Annotated in this window: 10 protein-coding genes and 1 pseudogene; 1 reads left to right on the top strand and 10 read right to left on the bottom strand. The window is 58.4% G+C overall.

Annotation, left to right across the window (positions count from 1 at the left end):
* Positions 1–111: 111 nt before the first annotated feature.
* The 8 genes and pseudogenes from MM194_RS21910 to MM194_RS02380 all read right to left on the bottom strand — a co-directional run bounded on the left by MM194_RS21910 (position 112) and on the right by MM194_RS02380 (position 7,584).
* The gene (locus MM194_RS21910; protein WP_277604999.1) at positions 112–243 is read right to left on the bottom strand and encodes a hypothetical protein; all 132 of its coding nucleotides are present in this window, start codon (positions 241–243) and stop codon (positions 112–114) included.
* Between the two features lie 399 nt (positions 244–642).
* Entirely contained in the window at positions 643–1,224 is a 582-nt protein-coding gene (locus tag MM194_RS02410) for a recombinase family protein (protein ID WP_241342533.1), read from the bottom strand.
* 534 nt (positions 1,225–1,758) lie between these two features.
* Positions 1,759–2,082 (bottom strand): annotated as a pseudogene (locus tag MM194_RS02405) (hypothetical protein); the annotation flags it as partial.
* A 177-nt stretch (positions 2,083–2,259) separates the two neighbouring features.
* Positions 2,260–2,682, bottom strand: a complete 423-nt coding sequence (locus tag MM194_RS02400) for a CBS domain-containing protein (protein WP_033130790.1) — start codon at positions 2,680–2,682, stop codon at positions 2,260–2,262.
* Between the two features lie 85 nt (positions 2,683–2,767).
* Positions 2,768–3,838: a helix-turn-helix transcriptional regulator gene (locus MM194_RS02395; RefSeq protein WP_347006450.1), complete on the bottom strand. Its 1,071-nt coding sequence runs from the start codon at positions 3,836–3,838 to the stop codon at positions 2,768–2,770.
* 539 nt (positions 3,839–4,377) lie between these two features.
* Entirely contained in the window at positions 4,378–4,905 is a 528-nt protein-coding gene (locus tag MM194_RS02390; protein ID WP_241342531.1) for a phosphatase PAP2 family protein, read from the bottom strand.
* A 483-nt stretch (positions 4,906–5,388) separates the two neighbouring features.
* Complete coding sequence (locus tag MM194_RS02385) at positions 5,389–6,168, bottom strand: hypothetical protein (protein ID WP_241342530.1); 780 nt, start codon at positions 6,166–6,168, stop codon at positions 5,389–5,391.
* Between the two features lie 549 nt (positions 6,169–6,717).
* Complete coding sequence (locus MM194_RS02380; RefSeq protein ID WP_241342529.1) at positions 6,718–7,584, bottom strand: pirin family protein; 867 nt, start codon at positions 7,582–7,584, stop codon at positions 6,718–6,720.
* 118 nt (positions 7,585–7,702) lie between these two features.
* Here MM194_RS02380 and MM194_RS02375 point away from each other — a divergent pair, with 118 nt between their 5' ends.
* Positions 7,703–8,623, top strand: a complete 921-nt coding sequence (locus MM194_RS02375) for a LysR family transcriptional regulator (protein ID WP_241342528.1) — start codon at positions 7,703–7,705, stop codon at positions 8,621–8,623.
* Between the two features lie 202 nt (positions 8,624–8,825).
* Here the strand turns inward: MM194_RS02375 and MM194_RS02370 are convergent, their stop codons facing one another.
* Both MM194_RS02370 and dnaX read right to left on the bottom strand, forming a co-directional pair.
* A complete protein-coding gene (locus MM194_RS02370; protein ID WP_033130786.1) occupies positions 8,826–9,155 on the bottom strand; it encodes a YbaB/EbfC family nucleoid-associated protein in 330 nt (109 codons plus the stop codon).
* 128 nt (positions 9,156–9,283) lie between these two features.
* Complete coding sequence (gene dnaX, locus MM194_RS02365; protein WP_241342527.1) at positions 9,284–11,872, bottom strand: DNA polymerase III subunit gamma/tau; 2,589 nt, start codon at positions 11,870–11,872, stop codon at positions 9,284–9,286.
* Positions 11,873–12,022 lie beyond the last annotated feature (150 nt).

The following is a 12,022-nucleotide window of genomic DNA, read 5'->3' as shown; positions in this document are numbered from 1 at the left end:
GGGATATCAGTTACTACCTGATGGATTACTACAACTGGCGGCGTCCCCATCAACACAATGACGGGATCGCGCCAGCAAAAGCCGAGGATCGGCCTAACCAAGTGTCCGGATTTAGTTGACCACTACACCCCGCCTGCTCTTAGGCTTAGCAGGGGCAACAGTTGGTTGGGTGATAGTGTGTTCAGCGGGCAGCCTTTCCAGCAGGGTCAGAAAGGCAGCCTGGGATTCAGTCAGTTCAATCATGGTGTTGTTCCTCGGGTTGATAGTTATCTCATGGGAGTGGTCTCCTATGGTCAGGGTTAATTCGGTGGAGCCTCAGCCGTAGCCCGTTCGTCAGAGTCAGCAAAGCAAGCCCCAGCAGAAGGACGGCTGGTGGACAATCAAACAGGGAGGGGTGGATGGTGGCAATAATGGGTGTTTTAGATGTTCTTATTCTATGGTCAGGGTTTAATCAGATGCGCTTGATTTTCAGCCTATCTCTAGACACCAGTGGCAAGGAATGCCCACAGGAAGGCCTCTAGAATCACCGCCCTGACGTTCTATGTACCCACACAGGGCAGCGCACACAGGGCGACAGAAAGCGGGGATGATAGGTGATTATTCATTGGTTCCCCTCGGTGAGAGCCTTGGGGATCCACCTTCTCAATCTTCCTTCCAATGTCGCTTAACAGTGGCAATGCTCAGATCTAGCTCAGCACACACTTTCGATTGAGACAGCCCCCTAGCTTTGGCTCCCTGTACTGCCTGCCGTGTCTGGGTTGCAACCGGACGGCCTAACTTCTTACCTTCAGCCTTCGCCCTTACCAGCCCTTCCTGTGTCCGCTCCCTGATACGCCCACGCTCGAACTCACTGAATGCCGCCATCAGTTGCAGTATTAGCTTCCCCTCATTTGAGGACAGGTCGGGGAATGGCAGGTCAAGGCAAGTGAGCTTAATCCCCTTGTCCAGCAGCAGGGCCACTGTCTGTTGAACGTCGATGTTGTCCCGGCCCAGACGATCCAGCTTCAAGACAACTAGCCTATCCCCTGCTTCCATCTTGTTCTCAATCAGGTTAACGAAGCCAGCTCGCTCCATCGCCCGGTGACTACCGGACACTTTCTCTTCAATCACACGACTGTTCGGTACGTCCCAGCCAGCAGCACGGATAGCCAGTATCTGGTTCTCAGTAGTCTGCTCAACAGTGGATACCCGGCAGTAAGCGAAGGTGCGGCCTTGTGTGGTCATGCTGTCTCCATTGGTATCATGTAAGGTCAAATGACAGGCGATACCGCTCATCAATGCTTTGACACTATAAAGATGATACCTTAATAAAGGCTGTATAGGCGGTATCACCTAACAATCCATTTATGACACCAATCAAATGAGTCTCATCAGAATGGGCAGATAACAAGGCAAGCGGCTACCTCATAGGCTCCTAGCAGCCTCTTTGCCCTTCCGCCTTGCCTCCTTATAGGCAGCAGCAGACCAGCAGCGCCGGGCAGGTCAGAACGATGGCAGGTGGTAGAGTTTCAGGTGGGGGCAGAAGGTTGGGGTACGGGGGGACTTGGGGTCGGCGCTTATCCTTAAATGCTCTCTCGGAAATTTTTCAGAATTTACCGAAGCACTCGGGAATAGGGAGGGGGAAGTCTGGCAAAGGTAGTTACTGGCTGACCGCAACGTGATAAAGTTGCAGCCGTCATTTGTAGGCTTATCCTGTTATGAGTCCGCAAACATTACATCTATAACCAATTGATTTTTATTTGATTTTCTATTGTCTTGAATCTTGGGGATCTGGGTGGTCTTGCCCGAGCCGGTTTCGCCGGCGATGATCACCACCTGATGCTCACTGATCGCCTTGGCGATCTCCGCCTGCTTCTGGCTGACCGGCAGGTTGGCCGGGTAGGTGACCTTGGGCACACCGGCCAGGCGGCTCTGATAGCGCGCCTGCGCGACATCCAGATCGGCGGCGATGGTTTCCAGCACGGCGGCCTGTTTGCCCTCGGGCAATTTCTTGACCCCGTGCAGGCGACTGGAAAGGCGACGGGCGTCGAGATTCATGCAGGCGGATAAGCGACGGCGCAACGCCTCGAGAGAGAGAGACAAGGTACAGATTCCTTAAATATGAAGCCCGCGCGGGCCATTCGATAGCTGGAGCCGATCCTAAAGAGCGGGCGAGAGCGGTGCAAGCCTTAAAGCAACCCGTTGTCGGATAAGGGGATCACGCCAAATGAAAAGAGCAGGCACCCGGCCTGCTCCTGATGACAGAGACGAAAACAGCGGTCAGACCCGCGCCTGGTGCACGAAGCAGGTGCCCAGCTGGGCATGGATCGCCTGCATCACATTGTGGCGGCTGATCACCCCGAGCAGACGCCCCCCCTCCACCACCGGATAGATCTTGGGTTTTTGGCCCATCATCATCTCCGCCAGATCCAGGATGCTGGTATCGGGGCCCACCGCCAGCACCTCCTTTTGCATCACATCCTTGATCTGGGCCACCTGCTCGCAGTGATAGGCCTCTTTCAACATAACGGCGATGCAGTCCTGCTCGGACACCCAGCCAATCAGATGGCCCAGTGCATCCACTACGGGGCCACCGAGCTGGTGGCTATTGAGAAACTTCTCCACCGCCGTTTGCACCATCATGTCCGCGCCGAACGTGATGGGTTTGGTCTGCATATAATCCTTCGCCTTGAGTGACTCCATGACCCTTCCCCCCAACAGGCCTCCCGGGCGGGAGGCGAAAGCCGGACAGGATGTCCGGCTCACTGCAAGCATAGCCCGCCAGGGATCAGGAAATGGACTGCAGCAACAGCAGCAGCTCGTTCTGGCTGTGGCAATCGGTCTTCTTGAACACCCCCTTCAGGGTGGAACGAACAGTTTCCACTTTAACCCCTCGCAGCTCGGCGATATCGTTGCTGCTGTAGCCCTTGCTCATCAGCACCAGCAGCTCCTTCTCGCCTATGGTGAGGGGATAGAGGCTGGCCAGCGCTTCGATGTCCGGATTGAAGGAGTGCTCGGGATCGCGCAGCACCACCTCCACATAACGCTCGAAGCGGTTGAGGCCGCTCATCAGGGTGCACTGGATCAGCAGCGGCCTTAAATTGGCCTGACGGGGAATGGACATATAGGCACTCGCCCCCGGCAACAAATAGGCAAAGCCATTCAATATTTCCTTGAGCTGGCGTTGTTGCTCCTTATTTTGCAGAGAGAAAATACCATTGATGGCCCGCAGCTCCACATTTTCATCTGAGATACGGTTGAACGCCACGTTGGAATAATGAATATGCCCCTTGTCATCGATGATGGCACTGGGCTTATTATGGTTTTTGACCAGCTGTTGCAGCTGATAGTTCTGGGTTTCCAGGGCCAGCAGATTCCAATAATGCTGGCTCCAGGCCGCCAGGCCGGAATAGATTTCGGTCAGGGACACGAGGTCTCTGGCGCTGAAATCATCCTGCGCCGCGCCGCGATAACTGCACAGGCTGCTCAGGCCACGCCCCTTGACCCGGCAGACACCACCGGCGGCAAACTGGGCGCCGAAACTCGCCAGCAGACCCGCCGAATTGGAGATGGCGTTGGCGTTGACGATCCCTTGGCAGCCCTTGTCCAGATAGTGGTTGAACCACACATCCTGGCGATGGTGCTGGACATAGAACTGCTGCTGGGCCTCGCTGAGGCCGCTGGAGAAGAGCCTTATTCCGTCGCTCTTGTCATCGTCCCGCAATAAAAACAGGGACGAACTGCCGGACAGGTCGGAACGAAATTGGTCTACGACCAACTTAATGTCAGAATCATTAATACCGCACTCGTATAACTGGCTGATATAGGGCGATATCCTATCTTTTTCTAATGCCTTCACACCCGAACTCCACATTCTTATTTTTATTGAAGTGGCATCTTACTCTGCAATGAGAACCTCGAGAAGTAGTCAAATGAACAAAGGTTTTATGAGCAATCCGTAAATAGTAATGAGAAAAGTACATATGGATGAAGGCAGGGGAAATGTTTAAATCCAAGCTAATGTTTCATATTGCTTTTGTCGTTATACAGCAGGTTTGTCCAAGATGCGTTCCCTCGCACGCCGTACCGCCGGCTTCCCCTTTCCATCTTCCCCACCAGCAAAGAGCCTTCAGGCGCTTTTTATGGGTGGGCCCGACAGAGCAAAGCTGGCGTAACTCTGGCATCACTACCACTCGGCCTGGTCCCCCAGCGCGATCAGCCGATTGCCCGAAGCATGCCAGAAGTCAGTGGCTTTCACGGCAACGCGGCTCATTCCGATAAACCTGCGCGCCAGCTCGTCCAAGATCCGCTCCCGGCCCCACACCATTTCGTCATCAGGCGCTGGGCTTCCTCGCCACAACCGGGCGGATCTCGCGGCAAGCGAGCTGCCCCAGGTGGTCAATAGGTCAGACTGACACCAATCTCCCTGGCATCCCCCTCCATCAGCAAGGGGTAGAATGCCAGTTGTGGGCCCTTGGGGGTGGTAAACAGGTAACTGAAACCGGTGGCAATGGCCGCACTGGCGATCACATCACGCCAATAGTGATTGTCCGACTCGACCCGAGACCAACCGACGGCGCCCGCAGCGACATAGGCAGGCAGACCATAGCCCCAGCCATAACGCATCTGCAGGTAGCTGGCGCCACTGAATGCCCAGGCGGTGTGCCCGGATGGGAAGCTCTTGCTCCCCCCATTCGGACGGGTCGCATCGACCGTATTTTTCAAAATTTCGACGGTTGCCGTGGTCGCCAGCAGGGAATATCCAAATTGTTCCAGTCCGTCATAATCGTCTTGATACCAGGAGATGCCGGCGGCAACGGCGGGAATGGCAAACTGGCCGATATCGCCGTAGGTTTCAAACGCACTGGTGGCATTCGCGGCACCGCTGATGCCGCATAGTATGATACCGAGAAGTTCCTTTCTCATATAAACTCCATTTAATACTCTACCGACGACTTGAAAATGGCAGCAATAGCCATGTAGTCGTTCGACAAATGTGTAGGCGATGAGGAAATATAAATAACGATTAAGTTCTTTTTTCCTGCTTAATGAACCCCAGCCAAGAGCCATTTTGAAGATCAGACATACGTGCCGCTTTTCATTAAAAAATATGAATAGCAACCAGATAAATCATGTTAATGCCTGTCATTGCAGTCGAATTAAACACACCCAAAAACAAGGCGCCACGTGAATATAGGTTCACCAGTCTACCGTCCTTACCCACCAATACAGTCATACACCAGATCGATAATGATGCGGTGGTGGTTTATTCATAAACTGGCTGTGAAGCATCTGAAATCGACCCCATATATTTCGGCTAATAATGGAGAGTGAAATTCGATAATGTTCACCTAAAGGTCACAGTGTTAATATTCAGGGCAAGCCATCAGCGGCTTGCCCTGCCATTATTTAACCGTCAGAGTCCAGTGCCACGGTGGCGGCACGTTTGCTATTGAGGGTGGACAGGTAAACCAGGGCGGCGATAGCCACCAATAATGCCACCGAGGCAGAGTAGCGGCTCAGCTCCAGCCCCCCTTTACTGACAGGCTTGTCCAGGAAATCCCCCACCACGGCACCGAGGGGACGCGTGATGATAAAGGCAGCCCAGAACAGCAAGGTGCGGGAAACCTGGCTCCAGAAATAGGCTGCGACTATGGCCAGCAGCATGCCCCCGAACAAGACAGCGCTGCCCGCATAGCCAAAACCGGCATCATCCGCCATCCAGTCACCCAGCGCTGTCCCCAATGTTTGCGAGAACATGATGGTGACCCAGTAAAACATCTCCGTTCTGGGTGAAGAAATAGCGCTTGTTGATATTTTTCCCTGGGCGCGATACCACACCATAAAGGAGCCAGATAATAAGATGAGCAACAAGGTTGAACCGCCGGCATAACCCATACCCAACGATCTGTCGGCAAAGTCAGCCATAGTGGTGCCCACGGTCGTCGTCGCGATGATGGTTGCCCAATACAGTGTCGGATGGTAGCTCTTGGCAGAAACCTGAAAATAAGCGGCTATCAAAAAGGTGGCTGAAAAAATAACGGTACCGACCAGATAACCCAAATCCATCGACATGGTGACGGCATCGCCACCGGTTTCCCCTAATGTCGTCGCCAGAATTTTCGTCACCCAGAATGCCAGGGTGATCTCGGGTACTTTACTCAATGCGTCTGCGCGTGTTGTTAACATGAGATACCTTCCAGTGGTAAGACGAACGCTTCGTCAATACTGAGCCTAGGGAGGCATTCTTAAGAGACAGTTAAGGGCGCCATTATTATTTTCCCCTCATATCGATACCCACCAGGTGTCATTCACCGACGTCCTGTACGGGCTGGCTTTCTCGCATCCGACCATCAGGAAATAAACGCCAATTCGGCATAATGGATTATCCGAGCGCCTCGGAAATAACACGAAAGGGATAGAATAATTGCCTAAAAAATAACCACAACAACAATAGGACAGACACTCTATTGTGACGGCTAGCGCCAGTGTCGCCGAATCGGCATTGGCAGGCATGCTGGGAAGGGGCGGGAAAATCACCGCACAGGGAGCCTCGGCAGGCCGGACAGTCAAATCCCTTGCCGCTGCGAATACACCATGCAGGCTCAAAGCATCGTTGAGAAGGTCTGCGATACACAGCCGCCAGAGCCGATCCCCTGACGGCGGTGATGCCGGGCGGATCAGCCGCGGCGAACCACACGAAAGAAGCCTGATGCCGTGCTGGCATCAGGCTTGGGGTTAATGGGATACCTGTGCAAAACGCCCGTTATTGAAGTCGTCGATGGCCTGGGTTATTTCCACTTGCGTGTTCATGACGAAGGGGCCATAGCCGACGATGGGTTCATCGATGGGCTCACCACTGAGCAGCAGCAGGACGGCATCCTCACGGGTCTCGATCTCGATGCCAGTGCCACGGGGATCCAGCAACACCATCTGCGCCTCGCCCACCTCCTCCTGGCCATTGACCCGCACCCTCCCTTTGAGTACCACTATGGCCGTGTTCCAGCCATCGACGGCAGGCAGCTGGACACTGGCCCCGCCATGTAGCCGCAGATCCCACACATTCATCGGCGAGAAGGTACGGGCCGGCCCTGTCTGTCCCGCGTAGTCACCCGCAATGATGCGCACCAACCCCACCTCATCCGCCAGCTCATGCACCGGGATGCTGTCGCTGCGAATGGCCTGATAGCCCGGGGACGACATCTTGTCTTTGGCCGGCAAGTTGACCCAGAGTTGCACCATGTCGAGGGTGCCCCCTGAGCGGGTGAACGCCTCGGAGTGAAACTCCTCGTGCATGATACCGGATGCAGCCGTCATCCACTGCACATCCCCCGGGCCTATGACCCCGCCCTGCCCGGTGGAATCGTGGTGGGCCACCTCCCCCTGGTAGACGATGGTGACCGTCTCGAACCCCCGGTGCGGGTGCTGACCCACGCCGCGAGGCTGCTCACCGGGGGAAAAATCCGCCGGCCCGGCCTTGTCCAGCAGCAGGAAGGGGCTCAGTGCCTTGCCGTGGCTGTGGTACGAGAACAGGGAACGAACCGGAAAGCCGTCACCCACCCAGTGTTGGCGTGGCGCACTGTAGATACCGATGACTTTTTTCATGATGATCTCCAAGGTTGTCATTAGCCTGTGTGGCCTTGGATACATTGTGCATATGGAACGACATCATCGGTAGGCGTAGTATTTGACCTCAGCGTCCTATTTTGTGAACGATACATCGATGCACCAAGACCTCAATGATCTCTATTACTACGTCCAGGTGGTGGATCACGGCGGCTTTGCCCAGGCCGGCAGGGCGCTTGGCATGCCCAAGTCCAAGCTCAGCCGCCGCGTCGCCCTGCTGGAGGAGCGGCTCGGGGTACGGCTGATCCAGCGCTCGACCCGCAGCTTCCAGGTCACCGAGCTGGGACAGGCCTACTATGCTCGCTGCCGGGCCATGCTGGTGGAGGCCGAGGCCGCTCAGGCCGTGATTGAATCGACCCAGAGCGAGCCTTGTGGCGTGCTGCGGCTCGCCTGCCCCATCGACTTGCAGCATGCCCACGTCGGCAACATGCTGGTGAGTTTTGCCCTGCAGTATCCGAGCGTCAGCATTCAGCTTGTCGGGGTAAATCGGGCGGTGGACGTGGTCGCCGAGGGGCTGGACATGGCGATCAGGGTACGGCCCTTGCCGCTGGAAGACAGCGATCTGGCCATGCGGGTGTTGGGCTATGCGAGCCAGTATCTGGTGGCAAGCCCCGGCTTGATCGCGCAACAGGGCATGCCACGGGCACCGGTCGATCTGCTGTCATGGCCCAGCCTCGGACACGGTCCCTCCCTCGAGGGACATCACTGGATCCTGCAGGCTGCGGATGGTGCCCACGTGAAGCAGCACCACAGCCCCAGGTTCGCCACCACCGACATGCAGACCCTGCGCCGGGCGGCGATAGAGGGTGTGGGGGTGGTCAAACTGCCCGCCATGATGGTGCAAGAGGCGCTGGCCGATGGCCGCCTGGTGCGGTTGCTGCCTGACTGGGCGCCGCGCCGGGAGGTGATCCACGCGGTCTTCCCCTCCCGTCGCGGGTTGCTGCCTTCCGTGCGCGCCCTGATTGATCATTTGGTGCACGGCTTCGCCCCCCTGGCGGAAGAGTCGCCCCGCCCATAGTGCGGCGACCTTGTCCGGCAGCCCTAACGGCTGTGCCAGGAGCCCGCCCCTTGCCGCTGTCGTCGGCATGCCACCACAGGACATCGTGAGGCGCGCAGCAAAAAGGCCAGAGCATGGCTCTGGCCTTTTTAGCAAGGGTGCCCCGCGCCCCGGCGACAGGCCAAACAGGCCGCCGGGCGCCGGGCGCCGAGGTTTATCTCGCTTAGAATGGCAGCTTCATGCCTGGGGGCAGTTGCATGCCGCCGGTCAGCTCGCCCATCTTGGACTTGTTCTGCTCTTCGACCCGGCGCACGGCGTCGTTCACGGCGGCGGCGACCAGATCCTCGATCATCTCCTTGTCATCTTCCATCAGACTCGGGTCGATCTCGATACGGCGCACGCTGTGGCTGCCAGCCATGGTGACCTTGACCAGGCCGGCACCGGCTTCGCCGACTACTTCCATCTGGGCAAGTTGCTCTTGCATCTTCTGCATACGCTCTTGCATCTGTTGGGCCTGTTTCATCAGGTTACCCATTCCACCTTTACCAAACATAGGTCGTCTCTCGTCTTGAAATCCGGCATACAGCGCCGGGCTGTGGGCTTGTTCTGCCCTAAATGGGGGCAGCCATGGTGTTTTTCAAGCGGGGAGCCAGCCCCCGCATGGATTTTAACGATATTCGGTCAATGGCTCAGGGGCTCTATGCTCTCGGGATGGAGCACGGCGCCGAACCGCTGCTGTAGAAATTGTACATGGGGATCCTCGGCCAGATCCCGGGCCACCTGCTCACGCACCCTCAGATAGAGGCGGTGCTCTATCTCGAGCGGCGTCTCCCGCGTCGGATCCGTGCCCAGGGTCACCTCCACCCGCACCACCTGGCCGAGTTCAGGGCCTATGATCCCGGCCAGATCGGCGCACGCCTTGTCACTGACCAGGTGGCGCTGTTCGGGTTTGAGGACGAGCGACACCAGATCCCCTTGCCGGGTCATCACGGAGTTGATCGCAAGCTGCCGCAACCTGCCACCGACCCCGGTATGGGCAATCAGCTCGGCCCAGGGATCGCCGCAGTTGGCGAGCAGGGAAGAGGGAATGAGCCTTGCGACCTCTTCCCCCTCCTGTGGCTCGGCCTCCGCTTCCAGCTCATCCCAGTCGATGGTCTCCATCACCTGGGCCGTCGCGAACGGCGCTTCACTCGGCGCGGCAACGGGCACTGCAGCTGCAGCTGCAGCGGGCAGGAGGGCGCTAGCAGGGGCGGCCTTGACAGCCACGCCGTCCAGATCCCAGGGCGGCAGATCGTCGGGATCGGGGCGAGCCTTGAGCGATGCACTCTGGCGCTGGTTTGGCGACGCCTGAGTCGCCGCTATAGGGGGGGCGCTGACGAGCCCGTCACCCAAGCCCTGGCTCAGGTACTCCTCGTAATCGCTGCCGCTGTCGTCATAGGCATCGAGCGGCGGCAGATCCTCATAACCCAGCGCGACCTCCTGCTGGCCCGCCGATGGCACGGCTGGCTGCCAGGGCGCACTCGCCTGTGGTGCACTCAGTTGCGACGCCGCTGCCTGCGGGGCCACAGCTCTCGGCTCGGGAGTCATGGCCGGTTTGACTGGCGCGACCCGAGGAGGCGTTGTCGTCGTCCCGGCATCGCTTCGCAGCCGGCTGCGCAGCAAGTTGCGCTTGCCAAGCAGGCTCTGCAGGTTCGAGGCCGGCGTCGGTGCAGCAACCGCCTCGGCTACTACCTCAGCCTGCGTTATCTCGTCGTGAGCGGCCGTCATGGCCTCATCGACAGGAGAAATCACTGCCTGGGCCACGGGGGGGGCATCAGAAGCGCTGCCCGGCTCAACAGGCGGCGCCTCGTATCCCATCTGCTGCGCCTCCCGCAGCAACTCCTCCTGCTCGGCAAACAGCGGATTGACCGGCTCATCGCCGGCATCCTCTCCGTCCTCGCCCATCGCCAACCCGGCGCTGGCCTTTGTCATACCATCGGCATCCGGCGCCGCAGATGATGGGGCAATGACCGGCTCTACCGGCTTGGCAGGCACCTGTACAGGAGTAGGGGTTATCGCCGAGGCGGGGGCAGGCTCAGCCCCGAGGGGCTTTCCCGGCAATGCCGGTGCGGCCCTCGTCCCAGTCACCGACGGTGTCGACATGGACGGTGGCAGAGCGGTGAGGCTGGCAGGGTGCAGCACCTCGCGACGCGGCGAGAACGCCAGCATCCGCAGGCAGGTCATCTCAAGGGCGGTGCGGCCATCCGGTGCCCAGGGCAGATCTTTGCGCCCCCCCAGCACGATTTGGTAACAGAGCTGCACCTCTTCCGGGCTCATGGCCTGGGCGAGCTGCAACAGGGCGTCCGCATCGGCCCCCTGCTCCTGCACGCTGGCGGGCAGCAGTTGCGCCATGGCGACGCGATGGAGCAAGGCCTCCAACTCGGCGTGGAGCTGATCAAAATCCGGCCCCAGGGTGGCGATTTCGGTGATCTTGGCCATGGTCGCCGGGGCGTCCTGGCGCAGGATGGCCTCCAGCAACTGGTGCAGGTGATGATGATCGAGCGTGCCCAGCATGGTCAGCACGGCTTCGAGCCGCACGCTGCCATTGCCGTGGGCCAGCGCCTGATCGGTCAGGCTCAGGGCATCTCGCATGCTGCCGTCGGCCGCCTTGGCCAGGGCCAGCAGGGCGCGGGGCTCGAACGGCTGACCCTCCTGATCCAGCACCCATTCGAGCTGCTTGGCGATCTGGCTCTGATCCAGACTCTTCAGATGGAACTGCAGGCAGCGGGAGAGGATGGTGATGGGCAGCTTCTGGGGATCCGTGGTGGCCAGCAGGAACTTCACATAGGGGGGCGGCTCTTCCAGGGTTTTGAGCAACGCGTTGAAGCTGTGGCGCGACAGCATGTGCACCTCATCGATGAGGTACACCTTGAAGCGGCCACGGGCCGGGCGGTACTGCACGTTGTCCAAGATCTCGCGGGTGTCTTCCACCTTGGTGCGGGACGCCGCGTCGATCTCCAGCAGATCGACGAAGTTGCCCTGATCGATCTCGCGGCAGGTGTCGCAAACGCCACACGGGTGGCTGCTGATCCCCTGCTCGCAGTTGAGGCTCTTGGCCAGGATGCGGGCTATGGTGGTCTTGCCCACCCCGCGGGTGCCACTCAGCAGATAGGCGTGATGCAGCCGCCCCTGATCCAGGGCATTGGTCAAGGCGGTCAGCACATGTTGCTGGCCAACCACTTGTTCAAATGTATGGGGGCGCCATTTACGCGCCAGAACCTGATAGCTCATAGATCTCGATGCTGGAAAACGAGGCATTGAGCCGGATGCTAACACAAATGCAGGGAGGGCTGTATGGGCGAAGGGCCGTCTTGGGAGGGATCGCTGGATTTTCAAACCGATGCCCAACAAGGCATGGGCTACCAAGCAAAACAGGCAGGC

The organism is Aeromonas sp. MR16, from assembly GCF_022549315.1.
GTDB classification, from domain to species: Bacteria; Pseudomonadota; Gammaproteobacteria; order Enterobacterales; family Aeromonadaceae; genus Aeromonas; species Aeromonas aquatica.
The sequence above is the reverse complement of the archived record's forward strand: the minus strand, read 5'-3'. Positions and strand labels throughout refer to the sequence as shown.